This window comes from Arthrobacter sp. efr-133-R2A-63 (assembly GCF_030209795.1).
Classification (GTDB): domain Bacteria; phylum Actinomycetota; class Actinomycetes; order Actinomycetales; family Micrococcaceae; genus Arthrobacter; species Arthrobacter bambusae_A.
In genome coordinates, this window is the sequence record NZ_JARVRG010000057.1 from 21,037 (window position 1) to 40,546 (window position 19,510).

The 19,510-nt window shown below is 63.4% G+C and carries 14 protein-coding genes; 6 read left to right on the forward strand and 8 right to left on the reverse strand.

Going from position 1 to position 19,510, the window contains the following annotated elements:
- Window positions 1–57 precede the first annotated feature (57 nt).
- Entirely contained in the window at window positions 58–1,344 is a 1,287-nt protein-coding gene (locus QRN45_RS20770; RefSeq protein WP_078107616.1) for a helix-turn-helix domain-containing protein, read from the forward strand.
- 61 nt (window positions 1,345–1,405) lie between these two features.
- On the opposite strand, the gene QRN45_RS20775 is transcribed toward QRN45_RS20770, so the two are convergent.
- Window positions 1,406–2,341 carry a phosphoribosylaminoimidazolesuccinocarboxamide synthase gene (locus QRN45_RS20775; protein ID WP_241710386.1) on the reverse strand — a complete coding sequence of 312 codons (936 nt, stop codon included), beginning with the start codon at window positions 2,339–2,341 and terminating at the stop codon, window positions 1,406–1,408.
- 3 nt (window positions 2,342–2,344) lie between these two features.
- Complete coding sequence (gene purD / locus QRN45_RS20780) at window positions 2,345–3,655, reverse strand: phosphoribosylamine--glycine ligase (protein ID WP_241710396.1); 1,311 nt, start codon at window positions 3,653–3,655, stop codon at window positions 2,345–2,347.
- Between the two features lie 249 nt (window positions 3,656–3,904).
- On the opposite strand from purD, the gene QRN45_RS20785 reads away from it, so the two are divergent.
- The 3 genes from QRN45_RS20785 to QRN45_RS20795 are packed head-to-tail and all read left to right on the forward strand — an operon-like array spanning window position 3,905 to window position 6,961.
- Complete coding sequence (locus tag QRN45_RS20785; protein WP_284764546.1) at window positions 3,905–5,482, forward strand: molybdopterin-dependent oxidoreductase; 1,578 nt, start codon at window positions 3,905–3,907, stop codon at window positions 5,480–5,482.
- Window positions 5,483–5,518: 36 nt separating this feature from the next.
- Window positions 5,519–6,535: an asparaginase gene (locus QRN45_RS20790; RefSeq protein WP_241710384.1), complete on the forward strand. Its 1,017-nt coding sequence runs from the start codon at window positions 5,519–5,521 to the stop codon at window positions 6,533–6,535.
- Between the two features lie 15 nt (window positions 6,536–6,550).
- Window positions 6,551–6,961, forward strand: a complete 411-nt coding sequence (locus tag QRN45_RS20795) for a sterol carrier family protein (protein ID WP_284764548.1) — start codon at window positions 6,551–6,553, stop codon at window positions 6,959–6,961.
- 60 nt (window positions 6,962–7,021) lie between these two features.
- Here the strand turns inward: QRN45_RS20795 and QRN45_RS20800 are convergent, their stop codons facing one another.
- From QRN45_RS20800 to QRN45_RS20810, 3 genes are all read right to left on the reverse strand, one after another.
- Entirely contained in the window at window positions 7,022–8,512 is a 1,491-nt protein-coding gene (locus tag QRN45_RS20800; protein ID WP_284764550.1) for a cation:dicarboxylate symporter family transporter, read from the reverse strand.
- A 118-nt stretch (window positions 8,513–8,630) separates the two neighbouring features.
- A complete protein-coding gene (locus tag QRN45_RS20805; RefSeq protein WP_284764552.1) occupies window positions 8,631–11,411 on the reverse strand; it encodes an aminotransferase class I/II-fold pyridoxal phosphate-dependent enzyme in 2,781 nt (926 codons plus the stop codon).
- A gap of 104 nt (window positions 11,412–11,515) precedes the next feature.
- Window positions 11,516–13,114: an amino acid permease gene (locus tag QRN45_RS20810; protein WP_241710381.1), complete on the reverse strand. Its 1,599-nt coding sequence runs from the start codon at window positions 13,112–13,114 to the stop codon at window positions 11,516–11,518.
- A 272-nt stretch (window positions 13,115–13,386) separates the two neighbouring features.
- Between QRN45_RS20810 and QRN45_RS20815 the strand changes: the two genes are divergently transcribed.
- Window positions 13,387–15,003 (forward strand): PucR family transcriptional regulator, encoded by a 1,617-nt coding sequence (locus QRN45_RS20815; RefSeq protein ID WP_241710380.1) that lies wholly within the window; start codon window positions 13,387–13,389, stop codon window positions 15,001–15,003.
- Between the two features lie 5 nt (window positions 15,004–15,008).
- On the forward strand, window positions 15,009–15,920 hold the full coding sequence (locus QRN45_RS20820; RefSeq protein ID WP_264636948.1) for a glutaminase: 912 nt from the start codon (window positions 15,009–15,011) through the stop codon (window positions 15,918–15,920).
- On the opposite strand, the gene QRN45_RS20825 is transcribed toward QRN45_RS20820, so the two are convergent.
- The 3 genes from QRN45_RS20825 to QRN45_RS20835 all read right to left on the reverse strand — a co-directional run bounded on the left by QRN45_RS20825 (window position 15,917) and on the right by QRN45_RS20835 (window position 19,126).
- A complete protein-coding gene (locus QRN45_RS20825) occupies window positions 15,917–16,681 on the reverse strand; it encodes an SDR family oxidoreductase (RefSeq protein WP_241710378.1) in 765 nt (254 codons plus the stop codon). The two genes, QRN45_RS20820 and QRN45_RS20825, sit on opposite strands and share 4 nt — an antisense overlap.
- 22 nt (window positions 16,682–16,703) lie before the next feature.
- Complete coding sequence (locus QRN45_RS20830; RefSeq protein WP_284764555.1) at window positions 16,704–17,462, reverse strand: aspartate/glutamate racemase family protein; 759 nt, start codon at window positions 17,460–17,462, stop codon at window positions 16,704–16,706.
- 95 nt (window positions 17,463–17,557) lie between these two features.
- On the reverse strand, window positions 17,558–19,126 hold the full coding sequence (locus tag QRN45_RS20835) for an NCS1 family nucleobase:cation symporter-1 (protein ID WP_284764557.1): 1,569 nt from the start codon (window positions 19,124–19,126) through the stop codon (window positions 17,558–17,560).
- Window positions 19,127–19,510 lie beyond the last annotated feature (384 nt).

Below are 19,510 nucleotides of genomic sequence, written 5' to 3' on the forward strand. Positions count from 1 at the left end.
CGACTGTCAAGCTTTAGGCGTAAAGACAGCGCAAAGACAAGCCTCTAGGAGGAACCTGTGGGGAACGGATTCGGAGAAAAGCTCCGTGCCGAACGGCTCGAACGTGGGCTGACCCAGGCTGAATTGGGCAGGGACCTTTACTCACCCAGCTACATTTCACTTCTCGAAACCGGCCGGCGGGAGCCCACGGCCGAAGTCATTGAAGAACTCGCCCGCCGCCTGGAACTGGCACCAAAAGCCCTGGAAGCCTGGAGCCAGCCCGTATCCGTCAGTGACGCCGAATACGTGCTCGCGGGGCTGTACGCCCGGCAAGCCTGGGACCTCAGGGACTACCCGCTTGCCGCAAGCCATGCCTCAACCGCCGCCCAAATCGCTCTCGAGGCAAAGAACACCAGCGCCTGGTGGAACATGACCTACATGCAGGCGGAATGCCTCATGAAGCAAGGGCAGTTGAAGGAATGCCAGCAGATCATCCAGCATCTCCTGGAACATCCCATGGCTACGGAATCCGCCGGCCTGGGCGTCCGTGCCCGGCAGATGCTTGCCGCTGTCTGCCACGGACAAGGGCAGCTGGCCACCGCCGTCGAGCACGCCAAGGAAGCCGTGAGGTTGTCCGAGCAGCTGCCCAAAGGCTCAACGTTGATCATCGGTGCGCACCGGGCGCTGATCGGAGCATTGGCCGAGAGCGGCAGGTTGGACGAGGCCTGGACGTATTGCCAGGCAATGAACAACCAGATGGACGACCATTCGATGTCGCAGCTCGCAGGAGAAGTGGCCTGGGTGGTGGGAAACGTGGCCTTCATGCGGCACGACTACGTGGAAGGCATCAAGCATCACGAGCGTGCCGCGAAGCTGCTCTCCCCCGCCAATGATATTGAGCTGTGGGCGCGCTTCAACAAGGCATCGGCGGCAGTCCGGCTCTCCTCGGGAATCGTGGAGCCGGAGACGCTCTCGGCCATCGAACGTGCCGAACTCGCCCTGTCGATTGTTGGCGGAAACAAGACCGACCAGCTGGAAGTCGCCTTCATCCGCGCCCGCTGGCTCTACCTGACGGGCGACATCCCTGCCGCCATCACCAAGTTGCGTGAAATCCACGCGGACCGCGACGTCCTCGCCCGGCACACCGCAGGCGAAGTCGCTTTCCTCCTCGGCAAGGCCCTCAAGGCCGCCGGTGAAAACACCGACGCACTGGTCCATCTCGAAGAAGCCCAACGCGACTTCACTGCTGCCGGAGCGGCAGACCGCGTCCAGCAGGCCATGGACTCCGTGCTGGAGATCCGACTCGCGGAACGTCGGGCGGCGTCGGGCCATGGCGGCAGCGCGCAGTCTTCCCGCGCAAGCTAGCGAACCCAACTACCTCGCAGTTGTTGTCGTTTAGACGCGTCTAAACGACAACAACTGCGAGTCAGACGAAAGTCCGCCCGGTCAGCTTCTCGTAGGCCTCGACATAGCGGGCACGCGTCTTCTCGACGACGTCGGCCGGCAGCGCGGGCGGCGGGGCGTCACTTGAGCGGTCCCAGCCCGATTCAGCGGAAGTCAGCCAGTCACGCACAAACTGCTTGTCGAACGACGGCTGCGCCTTGCCTGGCTCGTACGTGGACGCGTCCCAGAAACGTGAGGAATCCGGCGTGAGGACCTCATCGCCCAGGGTGATGACGCCCGTGGTGACGTCGATGCCGAACTCAACCTTCGTGTCGGCCAGGATGATGCCTCGGCCCCGGGCGATCTCTTCCGCTCGGGTGTAGATCTTCAAAGTGAGTTCGCTCAGGCGCGCGGCGATATCGTCGCCCACCATCGCGACGACGTCGTCGTAGGTGATGTTCTCGTCGTGCTCGCCGACTTCAGCCTTGGCAGAAGGCGTGAAGATGGCGTGATCAAGGCGCGAGCCGTCAACCAGGCCTTCCGGGAGGGGGATGTCGCAGACCGTGCCCGATTGGCGGTACTCGGCCAGGCCTGAGCCAGTGAGGTACCCGCGCGCGATGCATTCCACGGGGAACATCTCCAACCGTTTGCAGATCATCGCGCGGCCCTCGACTTCCGTGGGCACTCCCTCGGCGGCCGTGGATGCCAGGACGTGGTGCTCCACGCCAAGCTGTTCGAACCACCACAGGCTCAGCTGGGTGAGTACCCGGCCCTTGTCCGGGATCTCGCTGCTCAAGACGTGGTCGTAGGCGCTGATTCGGTCGCTCGCCACCACCAGCACGCGGTCCTGGCCAGACGCGGCCCCCTCGAGATCATCGGCCGGAACGTAGAGGTCGCGGACTTTGCCCGAGTAGAAGTGCTTCCACCCCGGGAGGTCAAGGGTCTCGGTCTGCAGGCCGTTGGCGTTGCTTTCGGGCATGGTTCAGGCCTTCACATTCGGGATGGAGCCGGTGGCCGGGGAGACCACATGGATCTCGCCGCGGGCTGCCTTGCCGGCGATATCGGTACGGAACTGTCCGCCGTCGAGCTGGACCAGCTCCACGCCGTCGTACGCCCGCTCGCGGGCCTCCACGAGGTCCGTTCCCAACGCCACAACGGCCAGCACGCGGCCCCCGGCGGAGACAATCCGGCCTTCTTCGTCCAGCTTGGTGCCGGCGTGGATGACGTGGACGCCTTCCAGCGCGTCTACCTTGTTCAGGCCGCGGATGCGGTCCCCGGTGCGGGGTGCGTCCGGGTAGTTTTCAGCGGCGACGACGACGGCGACGGCCGACTCCTTCGACCAGCGCAGCTCTTCGGCCTGGTCCAGTTCGCCCTTCGCGGCTGCCAGCATGAGGGCACCGAGAGGGGTCTTGAGCCGGGCCAGGACGGCCTGCGTTTCGGGATCGCCGAAGCGGACGTTGAATTCGATGACGCGCGTGCCGCGGGAAGTCAGGGCAAGGCCGCAGTAGAGGACGCCGACGAACGGAGTTCCGCGGCTGGCCATCTCGTCCACGGTGGGCTGGGCGACGCGGTCGATGACTTCCTGGACCAGGCCAACAGGTGCCCAGTCGAGAGGGGTGTAAGCGCCCATGCCACCGGTGTTGGGGCCTTCGTCATTGTCGAAGATCCGCTTGAAGTCCTGCGCCGGGGACAGCGGCACCGTGGTGCGGCCGTCGCACAGCACGAACAGGGAAACCTCGGGTCCGTCGAGGAACTCCTCGATCACCACGGTTCCACCGGCGTCGAAACATGCCTGGGCGTGGGCGAGTGCTTCCTCGCGGTCATTGGTGACCACGACGCCCTTTCCTGCGGCCAATCCGTCATCCTTGACGACATGCGGAGCGCCGAAAGTGTCCAGCGCGTCAGCAGCCTCTGCGGCGTTTGTTGCCACGCGGGCCATGGCGGTGGGCACGCCGGCTTCGGCCATGACTTCCTTGGCGAACGCTTTGGAGGCTTCGAGCTGCGCAGCGGCCTTGCTGGGGCCAAAGACCGGAATGCCGGTTTCGCGGACAGCATCGGATACGCCTGCCGCGAGCGGAGCCTCCGGTCCGACAACAACCAGGTCAACCGCGAGCTTTGCAGCAAGCGCAGCGACGGCGCCGGGGTTGTTCCCGTCGATCGCGTACGTGGGGACCAGCTTGGCGATGCCCGCGTTTCCTGGAGCCGCGTGGACCTCGGAAACGTTGGGATCCTTGAGCAAGGAGCGGACAATTGCGTGTTCGCGGCCGCCGGGGCCAATGACGAGTACCTTCACAGTCTTCAAGGGTACTTTGTGCGGGGGCAGGACTCCTAAGCTGTCTCCACCACCGGACATGCCCCTTCTTCTGCTGCCTCCACCAGCGGACACCACCGGACATGCCCACCCTTCGCTACGAGCAACGGGCATAACACTGATATGTCCACTCCTGAGCACCAACGCGGAACATGTCCACTCCTGGGCCCTGAGCACCAAGACGGAGCATGTCCAACCCATCCCGGGGGCTCCCGGCTACGAACAACCTGCATGAAGAAGCTCAGGAACTGGCTCAGGGGACCCACCGTATTGGCTGCACTGGCCGGGGTGGCCGCCGCCGCCGTCGTACTTTCCGTTGCGGAACTGATCGGCGCCTTCTTCACGGCCCGGGCTACTCCCGTGATTGCGCTGGGTTCTACGTTCATCGACTTCACGCCGCCGTGGATGAAGGACTTCGCCGTCACTACTTTCGGGACCAATGACAAAGCCGCCCTGTTCGTCGGCATGGGCCTGACCATCTTCGTGCTCGCATGCGTGCTGGGCGTCGTTGCCTTTCGCAATTGGGCCCTGGGCGTGTTGGGCGTGCTGGGCATGGGCGCAGTGATTGTGGGTGCCGTGGTGACCCGGGCCAGCGTGAAGCCCGTGGATTCCATACCGAGCCTGATCGGGACAGTGGCCGGACTCATCGTGCTCCGCTTCTTGGTGGCCCGGCTCTGGCGCCTGCGGTCCTTCCCTGACGCCCCGGCCGACACCGCCGCCAAAGGCCTCGAACGTCCCGCCACCACGCGCCGAACCTTCTTCGCCGCTACCGGCATTACCGTTGCCGCAGCGGCCATCGCTGCCGGCGGCGGCCGGTTCCTCAGCGCCGCGCGCAGCAATGTGGCGAAGGCACGGGATTCGCTGAAACTTCCAGCTCCGGCCCGGGCGGCTGCTCCGGTCCCCGCGGGCGTCCAGTCCCCGACGGCGGGAGTCACCCCCTGGCTCACCCCGGCCAAGGACTTCTACAGGATCGACACCGCCTTGAGCGTGCCGGAAATCAACGTCCAGGATTGGGAACTGCGAATCCACGGACTGGTGGAACAAGAGGTCCGGCTGAGCTTTCAGGATCTGCTCGACGCCCAACTGATAGAAACCCACGTATCGCTCACTTGCGTGTCCAACCCCGTGGGCGGAAACCTGGCCGGCAACGCCAAATGGTTGGGCATGCCCATCCGCGATGCGCTCAAACAGGCCCGGCCAAAGCCCGGAGCGGACATGGTCCTCTCCACCTCGATCGACGGCTACAGCGCCTCCACTCCTCTGGAGGTGCTCCAGGACGGGAGGGACGCCATCCTGGCCATCGGCATGAACGGCGAACCCCTCCCGCTGGAGCACGGCTACCCCGTGCGCATGGTGGTTCCCGGCCTCTACGGCTTCGTCTCCGCAACCAAATGGGTGGTTGACCTGGAAGTCACCCGATTCGCCGACAGCAAAGCCTATTGGACCACCCGTGGCTGGTCCGAGCGGGGTCCGATCAAGACCATGGCCCGCGTGGAAGTGCCCAAGTCCTTCGCCAGGGTTCCGGCCGGCAGGGTCGCGTTGGGTGGCACGGCCTGGGCCCAGACCCGTGGCATCAAGAAGGTGGAGATCCAGATCGACAACGGCCCGTGGGCGGAAGCCACCCTTGCCGCGGAGGCGTCTGTTGTGACGTGGCGCCAGTGGTCCTACAACTGGGACGCCACTCCCGGACCCCACTACATCAAGGTCCGGGCCACCGACGGAACAGGCGAACTGCAGACTGAAAAGCGGGCGGATCCCGTGCCTGACGGCGCCTCGGGATGGCAGTCCGTCATGGTGACCGTGGAGTAGCCCGGGAAGACGGTTTCTTCACCCTAGACTTGCATCATGCCCTTGAGTTCGCATGAAACCTTCAGCGTTGAGTCCGCCGTCGAACTGGCAGTGATCGAGCGCAGCGGCTTCATCGAATCGCGCCATATCGGTTCCGCCGTGGTTCTTTCCGCTGACGGCTCCGTTGTGACCCGGCTCGGCGACATCACCACGCCCATCTACGCCCGCTCCGCGCTCAAGCCTTTCCAGGCCCTCGCGTCAATGCAGTCGGGCGTACCGCTCCGCGGCGCCCAGGTGGCTTTGGCCTGCGCCAGCCATGTGGGCTCGCTGGACCACATGGACGTGGTGGAAGGCATGCTGAAGGCGGCCGGCGTCCGGGAAGAGCAACTGCAATGCCCCCCGGCATGGCCGCAGGACGAGGTCGCCCGCAATTGGCTGATCCGTTCAGAGCATGGCAAGTCCAAACTGGCCTTCAATTGCTCAGGCAAGCATGCAGCGTTCCTTTGGGCCTGCACCGAGAACGGCTGGGACACCCACAGTTACCTGGAGCCCAACCATCCGTTGCAGCAGCGCGTGCGGTCCGTGATCGAGGAATACAGCGACGAGAAAATCGCCCACTTGGGCATCGATGGCTGCGGTGCACCCGTCGCCGCGATTTCCCTGACCGGGCTGGCTCGGGCCTATTCACGCTTGGCCCGGGCCCCGCGGGACCAGAGCTCCAACGCCCGCGCGGCCACCATTGCCACGTCCATGCTGGACTACCCGTGGGCAGTGCAAGGCCGCGGCGAGGCGAACACCATCGTCATGGACGAACTCGAAGTGCTCGCCAAGGGCGGCGCGGAAGGCGTCCTGGTCTTGGCAACCCCCACAGGCGCCTCTGTCGCAGTGAAGATCCTCGACGGGAATCCCCGCGCGGCCACTCTGGTCGGGCTCACGCTTCTGGCTGTTGCCGGCGCTGTGGACATTCCCGGCGTGTCAAGCGTGCTCGAAAAAGTCGTGGAGCCCGTCCTCGGCGGCGGCCACTCGGTGGGCAGGATCCGCCTCGGCCATGCCGTTTCGGCGCTGCTGGACTGATTGGAACTACTGACCATGGCAATTGCACGACGCCGGATCGACCTTGAGGAAGGCCGCGCGGCACTCGCCGCATGGCAGGCCGCCGTCGGGCAGGACACTGCGGGACAAGAAGCCGGGCCGGGGATGTCGCCGTCGCGCGCCGTGCTGGCCACGGCGGTGCGTTACTCGCTGGAAGAACTGACCGCCCGGGCCCCGGGCAATTCGGTGGAAGTCAGGGTCCCGCCGTTCGGCGTTACGCAGTGCGTGGAGGGCCCGCGGCACACGCGGGGCACCCCACCCAACGTCATAGAGTGCGACGCCGGCACCTGGCTCGCGATGGTCACCGGCCGTTTGGCGTGGTCCGCAGCCGTCGACGCCGGCCGGGTAGCCGCGTCGGGCCTGCGCGCGGACTTGGCGGAGCTACTACCGCTTTTCGCAAGCCCCTAAGCAAACAGATCGCCCCACGGGAGCGCCGTGGGGCGATCTCTTGCGGATGGCGCGTGGTGCTCAGTCCGGGCTGACGGAGGGACTCTGGTGCTGGCCGGGCTTGCTCATCTCGAACTGCGGAACCGCATCGGGATTCGGGCCGCCACTGAACTTCGGGGAGGGTTCGCGTCCTTCGCTGATCCGTTCGAGTTCCTGCGCTTCGAACACGTCCACGGCGCCGAGCATGATGGCGGAGTCCTCGTTGGTGATTTCGCCCCGGAAGGCGCGGACCATGACGTCGCGGTCAAACTGGCCCTCCCATTTAGCCACCACAAACGTGGCCACGCAGTTGCCCATGAGGTTCACGACGACGCGCATGGAGTCCATGAGCCGGTCGGCACCCAGGAGCAGGGCGACGCCGGCAACCGGGAAGATGCCAAGTGCAGCCGCCGTTGCGGAGAGTGCCAGAAACGAGGAGCCTGGTACGCCCGCCATGCCCTTGGACGTCAAGAGCAGGACACCCAGGGCCGCCAACTGCTGGCCGAGGTCCAGGTGGTGGCCGAAGGCCTGGGCCAGGAACAGCAGGGAAATCGAGAGGTAGATCGCGGCGCCGTCGAGGTTGAACGAGTAGCCGGTGGGGACCACCAAACCGGTGGTGGCCCGTGAGCAGCCGGCGTTCGTCAGCTTGGTCATGATGCGAGGGAGGACAGACTCCGTGGATGCCGTGCCGAGTGCCAGGAGGAACTCTTCCCGGGTGTACTTCAGGAATTGCCACAGCGGCACCCTCGCAAAGCTCCACGCCACCAGGAACAGCAGGGCGATGAACACTATGGCAGCCCCATAGCAACAGGCGATGAGGAGTGCGTAGGTCCCAAGCGTGTCAAGCCCGTACTGGCCGATGATGTACGCCATGGCACCGAATGCGCCGATGGGTGCCACCTTCATGATCCAAGACATGATCTTGAAGACCAGTTCCAGGACGGTTTCCATGAGGCTGATGACCGGGAGGCAACGCTCGCGCCCGATGACGACGATGGCCGCGCCGAAGAAGACCGAGAAGAAGAGGACCTGGAGCAGGCTATTGTTCGCGAATGCTCCGATGACGCTGGTGGGGATCACGTCGAGGATGAAGGAAGCGGCATCCTTGGGCGCCGCATTCCCGGTCTGGGCCTTCAGGGCATCCTGCGAAAGTGAGTTGGGATCGATATGGAGTCCGGCACCCGGCTGGACAAGGTTTCCGACGATCAGGCCGAAGACCAATGCGAAAAGCGTGGCGCCGGTTAAGTACAGGAGGGCCTTGACCCCGACTCTTCCGACCGCCTTGACGTCGCCCACTGCCGAGATGCCCGTGACGATCACGAGGAAGATCAGCGGGGCGATGATCATCTTGATGAGTTGAATGAAACCATCGCCCAGTGGCCGGAGGGTGGACCCGATGTTCGGCCAGAAATGGCCGATGAGTACACCTGCGACGACGGCGATCAGAATTTGGAAGAAGAGCGACTTGTACAGTGGCTTCTTCTTCCGCGGGGCCGAACTCGCCTTCAGCGCCGCAGAGTCTGGGATCTTCATTGATCTGAACCAATCAGTTTGGGAACAGCCCCTGATTTCGGGGTTGTTTTCAAATGTAATCCCGCTCACACGATTCCACAAGGGGAAATTCAAATTTCACAATGTGGAATGCATGGATTCAGTGCTGCGCGCCCTCGACCGCCTTGTCCGCGAAGATCCTGAACCCACGAAGTGGGTCGAAGCCGTGGACTTCCCGCGTATCGAGAGCCTCCATGAACTCCAGCGCCTGGCTGGAGATGACCTGGCCCGGGACCAGGATGGGGAAGCCCGGAGGGTAGGGTGTGACGAATCCGGCCGAAACAACTTCCTCGCCTTCCGCGATCCTGGCCTTGAGGTCTCCGGCGGACAGGTAGGTGGTTGATCCATCCTTGTAGCTCTCGAAATAGGCGGCACGGATGTCCCCATCCGGACTGAGCGGATCGCACCGGTAGCGGTCCGCGAAGCTGCTGAAATCGGGCAACGGCGGAGTGGTTCCCGTGAGGCCCGCGGCGAGACCTTCGTCTGCCGTTTTCCGCGCCGGCTGTTCCTCTTCGAAGGACTCGGCCAGCTTGACAAGGACTTCGATCAGGTAGGCGACCGCGCTGCGGGAGGTGCCGATGTTGGTCATGAAGAGCACGGTGTTCCGGGACGTCTTGTTGACTTGGATGCCGTGCTTGTCGGCGAGGTACCTGTGCCGGAAAGTATCGCCGTCGATCCCTGTCCGGCTGATGTCCAGCGTGAGGCGGCTGGGGTCGACGACGAACTCGTCGTGCAGCCAGGCGTCGGCCAGTGCAGCCAGCCCATCCCGGAGCGGCATGGCACTGCCGGTTTCCCGATAGGGCGCCGCAATAAGGTCCCTCGATGTGAGGACCCGGAAGTATTTCTTCAGCACGGGGTGGCGGGCCACTGCCTGTGCAACGATGGTTGCCAGATCCGCCTGTTTCTGAACCAGCCCGAAGCCCTCAAGCTCCACCTGGCGACGCCCGATGTCGAGCGAAGCAAGGATCTGATAGTTGGGCGACGTGGAGGTGTGGGTCATATATGCTTCGCGAAATGACTCTTGGTTATGCTCGCTGAAGTCTTGGTCGAAGACATGGATCATGGATCCCTGACGTAGCGAGGTGAGGGTCTTGTGGGTGGACTGCGTGGCGTAGACGCGCAGCCGCGCTTTCGCTGGATCCGGAATAAGCCGGGTCTTCAGCCAGTGTTCATCATCGGCGGGCGCGCCCGTCACCGGGTCGTGGAGCGATGTCGTTTGTTCGGCGTGCCTGGCGGCATAGCCGGGATCACTGAATGAGGCCTCAAGCTTCCTCGCCGCGGCCATGGCCGTCCTGCGCCGAAAGACAGGGTGGGACCGGGCGAAGGCGAACCAGGCCTCGTCCCAAAGGAAGACGAGGTCCGGTTTGATGGCGAGACATTCTTCCATGACGCGTTCTACGTCATAGACGATGCCGTCGAAGGTGCAGTTGGTCAGTGTGATCATCTTGACTTCGTCCAGGCGCCCCGCACGTCGGTAGGCCAGCAACCGGGCCTTGATCGTGGCCAAGGGCACGGCACCGTAGAAGGCGAACTTGTCCAGCGGGTAGGCGTCCAAGTAGGAAACCCGGGCTCCGGCGAGGACGAAGGCGTAGTGATGTGATTTGTGGCAGTTGCGGTCGACGAGGACCACATCTCCTGGAGCAAGGATGGACTGATGGACGATCTTGTTGGCGGTGGACGTTCCATTCGTGACGAAGAAGGTTTTCTGGGAACCGAAAGCCCGCGCCGCCAAGTCTTGGGCCTCCTTGATCGATCCGTGCGGATCCAACAGCGAATCGAGGCCTCCCGACGTCGCGGACGTCTCGGCCAAGAGGAGGTTCATGCCGTAGAAATCGGCCATGTCGCGGATCCAGGGCGAATTGCCCACCGAGCCACCGCGGGAGATCGGCAAGGCGTGGAAGACGCTGGCCGGCCGCCGACTGTATTCCTGCAGCGCGGTGAAAAACGGGGTCCGGTAGCGCTCGGCAACACCCGACAACAGCGACAGGTGCAGGTCGAGATTGTCCTGCCTGCGGAAAATCCGCCGGAACCGCTTCGTCAGGGAGCCCGCGAGGCTCTCCATGGCCACACCGGCTACCAGGTACATATCCAGTTCGGGGCGTAATTCGGAGATCTGCTCGGCAAGGCTGAGGAACCTGCCCAGCGGTGGCATGCCGGCAAGTTCAGGGCCCACCAGGAAGGCAAGGTAGTTCCTCAGGTCGCGGCCAAGCGGCTGGCTGCTGGCGATGCTGAATCCCGGGCGGAGAATGCACGCTTGGATGGCTGGGTTCAGGATCAAGGCAACCAGCGCATCCTCGTAGCTGGGAACTACGATGAGTTCATAGGTGAAGGCATCGGACGGCCTCCGCTGGGCCAGCAATTCCGCCTTCAGCGCATCGGCTTCTTTTTCAGTGATGTCGTCGACGAACAGGACCTCGAACCGGGGACGCTCCCTTACAGGCCGTCGCTCCCGGGAATCTTCGTCCTGAACACCCGGAATGGAGCGCTCCGCCCCGGGCTGCCCTGATTCCGGGCCGACACGGTCCGGGCTGACCGGTCCCGGGCTGGCTGGGCGCGGACCGGCTGGTCCCGGTCCCGCGGAAGGCATCAGGTGGGCCATCCCGCGGATCATGTCCAATCCGGCGTCGTAATCACCCGAATCCATGCAGTCCAGTAGGGGCGCCAACGCGGCGAGCCCCGGCGCCGCCCAATACAGTTCCATGGCCTGAAGAAGGCGCAGCGCCTGGACGGCTTGGTCCTGCAGTCCGGAGCGCGACTGCATTCCCGGTCCGCCCTTTGCCAGCTGCTTGAACGCGTACCCGAGAAACTCCCAAGCGTCAGCACGCGAACGCCACGCGCTGCTAGGCGTCCGGATGTCCTGCCTTGGAGGTTGGCTGTTCACGTGCCTTCGCTTGGTCGGAGTGGTTTCCGTGGTCAGGGTGGCGCTACTGTTTCGGGGCGTGGTGCCGGGCAAAGTGGTTCCGCTTTCCATCAATTCGTTGTGCATCAGGAGCGTTGGCCGCCCTGGGAGAAGGAACCGGCGACGACGGGAAGGTCGCCAGTGTGGCCGTGCCGGGCCTCGGCTGCCTCCAGGATGCGTTTGCGGCAAGCGAACCAGCCGGCAATGAGCAGGGGTATCAGGAGCAGAAGGGAAGCGAGGACCCAGCGCCCCGTCTCCGAGAAGCCCATCGTGACAAGAACGAAGGCAAGGAAGGCGAGCGTGAGGTATGAGGTGAAGGGGGCTCCGAAGAGCCGGAATGACGGACGAACGGCCTTGCCGAGCCTGACCCAGGCCTGAAGCCTGATGTGGCACAGGATGATGGTTGCCCAGCCGCCGATGATTCCGATCGCAGAGACCTCGAGAACGATCTCGAATACTTGGGACGGGACCAGGGCATTCAGGCCGACGCCAAGCAGAGTAATCACGGCTGTCAGCAGGATGCCGCCAAACGGCACCCCCGATTTGCTCATCCTGGCGGTGAACTGTGGCGCGGAGCCATTGACCGCCATCGACCTCAAGATCCGGCCCGTGGAATAGAGGCCGGCGTTGAGGCTCGACAAGGCCGCTGTCAGGACGACGAAGTTCATCACCGATGCCGAAACGGCCGCGGCATGGGGATCTCCGAGATGGGAAAAGAACGTGACGAAGGGCGATTCGCCGGATTTGTACGCAGTGAACGGCAAGAGCAGCGAGAGCAGCACCACGGAACCGACATAGAAGAGCGCAATCCGGAAGACGACCGTGTTGACGGCCTTGGGCATCACCTTTTCCGGGTTGGCAGTTTCGCCTGCAGCCGTACCAACAAGTTCAATCGCGGCATACGCGAACACGACGCCGCTGATCGCCAGCAAGGGTGCTACGGCACCGGTCGGGAAAGCTCCGCCGTGGTCCAGGATCACGCCCAGCCCTGGAACGCCGATGTCGGTCTTCCCACCAAAGACGATGAAGCAGACCCCGACGACGAGGAAGGCTACCAGCGCGGTCACCTTGATCAGCGCGAACCAGAATTCCATCTCACCGAAGATCTTCACGGAAACGAGGTTCAGTGCCAGGACAACGACAAGGGCGCAAAGTGCGATAAGCCATTGCGGGATTGTTTGCAGCGGCTCCCAGAATTGCCCCCAGAACTTGACGTAAAGCGCCACCGCCGTGACATCGACAATCGACGTCATGGCCCAGTTGAGGAAGTACAGCCAGCCGGCCGCATAGGCCATCTTCTCGCCGTAAAACTCCCTGGCATAGGACACGAACGAACCCGAGGATGGCCTGTGGAGGACCAGCTCGCCGAGGGCGCGCAGGATCAGGAATGCAAAGAACCCACAAAGGGCGTAAACGAAGATCAAGGCTGGGCCGGAACCGTTCAATCGGCCACCTGCCCCCATGAAAAGGCCCGTTCCGATCGCTCCCCCGATGGCTATCATTTGGATCTGCCGTGGTTTGAGCGTCTTGTGGTACCCGGCCTCCTCGCTCGAAAAGTCCTGCGCCGACGTTGAACGGTCGCCAAGAATCTCCCGGTTGTTTTCCAGCGAATCAGCGGGATCAAGCCCGGTAATCCGAGCTCCGGCGATCGGGCTCGGCGCAGGCGAGTTCAGTGTGCGTTTCATTCCAGGGGTCTCCTTTGACTCCGGTTCCGCGGGTGCGGCTGCATGCTCCAGAACTTGTCCCCCGGCTTGAGTGTTGGATCACAGCTGCACTGCTGGATCATCAGCGGAGGGACGGAAAACAACTCTAGGTTCCGGCGGAAGGGAAGGAACTGTCTGGCCAGCTAAATTCGCCGGATCCCCGTTGTGCGCCAATAACAACTTCGTTCCGCCAGAGTGCGAGTAATGTTCATGGCTGTGAGCGCGGCTAAGCCGCTTAGAGGAAGTGAATACGGGTGGCACCCCTTGAATCTGCTGAGCATGTCATTGGCGCCATGCTCAGCGACATACTTGAAGACATCGGCGTCGACAACGGGCAGCTGCTGGTTCCTCCCGGAATGGACAATGGCACGGTTCGTGAAACCGTGATCGTGGACGCGGAGGACGAGACGTCCGTCCAACGCGGGAGCTTGGTCTTGCTGATCGGGGTCCGGGGTCGCGCGGCACTGCCGAGCATCCGGAAGCTGATTCCGGACTACCCCGCCGCCGTCGCGGTCAAAGGAAGCGAGGAGGAACTGGACGCCGTCCGGGAAGTGCTGCTTCCCACTGGAATCGGCCTGATTGCCGTGTCTCCCGCAATGAGCTGGGGCACGCTGGAGAGTATCGCCAAGGACCGCATCCAGGAGCCAGCACTTTCCACGGACGCGTCCACGATCATGCACCGGGATCTCTTTGCGATCGCCCAGACCACGGCGACTCTGAGCAACGGCCACGTCGTCATTGAGGATCCCGCAAACCGCGTCCTGGCGTATTCACCGGCCTCAAACGACGTCGATGAACTCCGCAGGCTCTCCATCCTGGCCCGGCGTGGACCCGAACGCTACCAAAAACTGTTGAAAGAGTCCGGGGTCTATAAGCACCTGCAAGCGACCGAAGCTCCCATCCACATGGAAGCCAACCCGACAGAAGGTCTACGGGAACGGGTGGCCATCGGTATCCACGCGGGCAACAGGATCCTGGGGTACATCTGGCTTCAAGAAGGGAAGGAACCCCTCGCTCCCAACACGGACCAGCTCATGGTCGGAGCTGCACGGCACGCGGCGATAGAACTGGTCCGGCACCGCAACGAACAGTCCCAGGCACTGCGGCGCGACAGGATCTCCAGCCTGCTCAGCGGCACTCCGCAGATCCACTCCCAGGCACAGTCCGCGGGCATCGATCCATCCAAGCCGGCAGCGCTCGTCCTGATTTCCGCCAAAGGCGACGACGATTCCGCAGCGGGCCTGCAACTGCGGCGCGGCGAGCTGGCGAATGTGGCATCGATCCATGCGGCGGCCTACCGACCAGGTGCCGTGGTGGGAGCGATCGGCCTGGAAATAGCCATGATTCTTCCCGATCTTGACCCAGTGAAGTCCCCGCCGGCCATCAACCGCCTCATCAACCTCATTGTCCGGGATGCAAGGGTCCACCTGCACTGCCAGGTGCAGGCCGCCGTCGGACCCGTGGTCGAACGCCTCGACGCATTGCATGGCACGCTGGAGCATGTCCGCAGTGTATTGAAGGTCCTGGAAAGCACACCCTTAATCCATGTGGCGTCCTATGCCGACGTGGAAACAACCGTTTTGACGAAGGAATTGCTGGAGCTTCTGGCATCGAGGACCGACCTTCGGCACGGGGGCACCACCGTGCTGTGCAACCGATACCCCGAGTTCGCCACAACGCTGTTGACCTACCTTGAATTCTTCGGCGATGTGAACCGGTGCGCGGAGGAACTGGCCGTCCACCGGAATACGGTGCATTACCGCCTGAGGCGTGCGTGCGAAGTGGCGGGCATCGACCTCCACTCCGCAGAGCAACGGCTGCTCGCTCATCTTCAGCTCAGGCTGTGGACCTACTCCGAAGGACGGAACTAAGAAACATGGATCTCCAGAATCTCCTTGAAGACATCGTCGGCACGGTCCAGCCCTTGCTCGGTCAAGGAGCGCCTGCAGACTACATCCCAAGCCTGGCCGCGGTGGATACCCAGCAATTCGGCATTTCCGTCGCAACCTCCGACGGCGACGTGTTCGCCTCCGGAGACGCTGACGTGCCTTTCTCCATCCAAAGCATTTCGAAGGTCTACGCCCTTGCCCTGGTGCTGGCCGGGGATGGCGACAGGATCTGGAAGCGGGTGTTCCGGGAGCCTTCCGGCAATCCGTTCAATTCCCTGGTGCAGCTGGAACACGAAGACGGAATTCCGCGGAATCCGTTCATCAACGCCGGCGCCCTGGTTGTCACCGACAGGCTGCTCAGCATCGTGGGGAGCTCGCCATCTCCCGTCCGGGAATTGCTTCGGCAGGAAAGCGGCAACAACTCGATCGATGCCGACCCGGTGGTGGCGGCCTCGGAAGCGGCGAACAGTCACCGCAACGCGTCGCTGGCACACTTCCTGGCCAGCTACGGAAACCTCGAAAACCCGGTGGACTCGGTCCTCGAGGCCTACATTGACCAGTGCGCGCTCGAAATGAGCTGCACTGACTTGGCCCTCGCGAGCAGGTTTCTGGCCAACAACGGATTGCGCGGGAACGGCACGGCGCTTTTGTCCCCGTCCCAGACCAAGAGAATCAACGCCGTGATGCTCACCTGCGGGACCTACGACGCCGCGGGCGAATTCGCCTACCGCGTGGGACTCCCGGGCAAGAGCGGGGTGGGCGGCGGCATTGTGGCCGTGGTACCCAACAAATGCACCATCTGCGTCTGGAGCCCGGGCCTGGGGCGATCCGGGAATTCACTCGCGGGCGTTGCCGCTCTCGATGAGTTCACCACCCGCACGGGCTGGTCGATCTTCTAGCCGCGGCCCACGAACGGCATCCCCGCCGCGGTCACCACCACGGAGCCGACGTTGGCCGAAGCCGGCATGTTCGCCATCATGAGCACCGCGCGGGCGGCATCCTCCACGGGAAACATCGGCTCCACGCGCCTGCTTCCATCGGCCTGGAGCGCCCCCGAGCCCACGCCGATGGTGTCCATGATCTCGGTACGGGTGTTGCCGATATCGATCTGCCCGCAGGTAATGCCATACGGACGCCCGTCCAGCTCAATGCTCTTGGTCAGGCCGCTCATGGCGTGCTTGCTCACGGTGTACGCGACGGACAATGGCCGCGGCGAATGGGCAGAGATGGAGCCGTTGTTGATGATGCGCCCGCCCTGCGGTTCCTGGGACTTCATGGTCCGCACGGCCTCGGCCGCGCACAGCATGGAGCCTGTGACGTTCACGGACAGCGTGGCATTCCAATCGGCCACGCTGATCTCGTCCACGCCGCCGGAGGGGCCGAAAATGCCCGCATTGTTGAACAGGACATCAACCCTCCCCCAGCGTTGGCGGGCCGCTTCGAAAAGGCGCGCGACGTCGTCGGGCACTGTGACATCGCACGGCACCACGAGCGCCGCAGGGTGGCCGTCAGCGGTCTCCAGAAGCTGCGCTTCCCGCCGTCCCGCAAGGGCAACACGGTAGCCCTCCGCCAACAGAAGCCGGGCAACTGCCCGCCCGATCCCGGAGCCGGCTCCGGTGACGACGGCGACCCGGGGCCGGGTAGGGATGGTTTCGCTCACGCGGTCCTCCTGTTTGTCGGGCTCAGCGCGCGGCGGGAGCATCCGCCGTCGTCGTGTCCGTGGTGGTCAGGGGCCAGCCTATGACGGTCTTGGGGCGCGGGGTGGCGTAGGTCCGGACCTTGGACGTGGACAGTCCCAGGCGGACGAGCGACTCGGCGATGGTCACCGCGGCCGCGACACCATCCACCACCGGAACGCCGCAGCGTTGGCGGATCTGGTCGTCGAGTCCTGCCATCCCGCCGCAGCCGAGGACGATGACCTCCGCTTTGTCGTCACGCACGGCTCGTTCAGCTTGTTCCACGATGGCTTCGACTGCGCGGTCCGGGTATTCCTCGAGTTCCAGCACTGCCATGCCGCTCGCGCGGACGGAGGCACAGCGGTCATCCAGCCCGGCGAGCTTGAGGCGGTCTTCGATGAGCGGGACCGCGCGGTCCAGGGTGGTGATCACGGAGTATTTGTGGCCGAGGAACATCGCGGTGCTGGCCGCGGCCTCGGTGATGTCGACCACCGGAACGTCGAGGAGCTCCTGGAGTCCCTCGCGGCCGTGCTCGCCATAGCCGGCCTGGATGACGGCGTCGAACGGTTCGGGGTAGTTGACCACGCGGTCCATCACGGCGATGGCGGCGAGGTAGCTTTCAAAGTTCCCTTCGCAGGAATCGGCGCCGAACCGCGGGGTGATGCCGATGATCTCGGTGCCGGGAGCCGCGACGCTCCGCGCCTGGGCTGCGATGGAGTCGGTCATGGATTGGGTGGTGTTGACGTTTGCGACGAGGATGCGCATGTGTTCCTCCTGGATAGGGTTGGTACGCCCAACTGACTCGCAGTTGTTGTCGTTTTGACGGGCGAAAACGACAACAACTGCGAGTCAGGTGAGTATTAGTGGTTGCTGACGACGGCGATCGGCTCGCCTGAGACGTCGGTGTGCTGCTGCTTCTTGTCCGCGAAGGCGTAGTAGCACAGCGCTGCGATGCCAGCGCCGAAGAACCAGGCGAACGGTGCCACGGCCTCGAGTGCGGGAACGAACGCGATCAGGACGGCGACGACGGCGGCCGGAACCATTGCGGCGATCGCCCGGGGGTTGACGCCGCGCTTGTAGAAGTACGTGCCCGAAGGATGGACCGTGTAAAGGTCAAGAATGTTGACCTTGCCGCGACGCACCAGCCAGTAGTCGGCCATGACGACGCCGAACAGCGGGCCGAGCAGCGCGCCGAGTCCACCCAGGAAGTACACGATCACCAAGGGATTGTTGTAAAGGTTCCACGGCAGGATGATCAGGCCGATGGTACCGCTCACCCAGGCTGCCTTGCGGAAGTTCAGGTGCTTGGGGAAGAGATTGGTGAGCGCGTAGACAGGCGCAACGAAGTTCGCCATGAGGTTCACTGCGATGGTCAGGATCAGCAACGCAAGGCAGGCCAGGACGAGGAAGAGCGTGTTGGGGATGCTCTGCACGATGTCCGAGGGGCTTTCAATGATCTTGCCGTTGATCTTGTACTGGCCACCGGCCATGATGACCACGATTGCGCCGAAGAGGAGCATGTTGATGGGGATGCCCCAGAAGTTGCCGCGGACGATCGACTTCTTGGACACCGAGGACCGGGTGAAGTCGCAGAAGTTCAGGACGAACGTGCCGTAGATGGAGACCCAGAGGGCGCCGCCGGCAAAGATCGTGCGCCACATCTCGCCGCCTTCAAGGCCCTTGATGCCGGACCACTGGATGGCCCCCCCGGCCTCCACGAAAACCCAGATGGCAATGGCCAGCATGGTGGCGAGAATGATGGGCCCGGCGAAGGCCTCGTACTTGCGGATCATTTCCATGCCGAAGCTGACGATGACCAACTGGACAATCCAGAGCGAGACGAAGGCGATCCAGCCAAGCGTGGACAGCCCAAGGATCGAGTTGGCGTCCATGTCCTTGAGGCCAGGGAACATCGCGACAAGCATCACGCGGAGCACCACGGAGGCAAGGTAGGTCTGGATCCCGAACCACGCGATGGCCACCGCGCCACGGACGAGGCTGGCCAGCTGGGCGCCCCGGATGCCGAAGCTGATCCGGCTCATCACAGGGAAGGGGACGCCGGTCTTCTGGCCCATGAATCCGGAGAAGGTCAAGAGGGTGAACAGCAAGACCGCGCCGATGCCAAGGGCCACGAGGATTTGCCACCCGCCCAGGCCAAGCGAAAAGAGGCCGATCGCGAAAGCGTAGTTGCCAAGGCTGTGAACGTCGTTGGCCCAGAGGGTGAAGATGCTGTAGCTGGTCCAGCGCCTGCCCTCCTTCTTGGTGGGGGCGAGGTCGAGGTTATAGAGGCTGGGGCTGATGGCGCGGCCTGCTGCGACGGACGCTACATCGCAGAGGGTTTCATTTCCTACGGACGGATGGACCGAACTGCCTGGCAGGATGGTCTGCTCCGGAGCCGTTGTGACGCCGACTGGGGGAGTCGATTGCATCGTGGATCTCCACTTCTTTGTGGTGCTGCAACTAGGGTTCCGAGACGCCGTGAGAGGAGTTAAAGCTTTTCGCATCGTGGAATCTAGTTATTGAATAGTGAAATAACTGTATGAGCTAGGTCACCTTTGGTCAAGGGGTCCGCTCCCGAGGGGGTCACAAATGGCGGCATGGGGGCCATGGAGCCGCGTGGGCACTAGTCTCCGCGGCGCTGGATTGACGCTTGGCGAACGCATGGCTAATCTCGAATTACAGAATTTTATTCTCACAATACGAAATTTCTATGCACGTTTCAGCGCGCACCACAGTGCAAGCGCCCAGACATTCAATGAAGAGAGGTTGGACGTGGCTGCAGGAGAAGAGACCTCACACATCCTTAGCGGGTT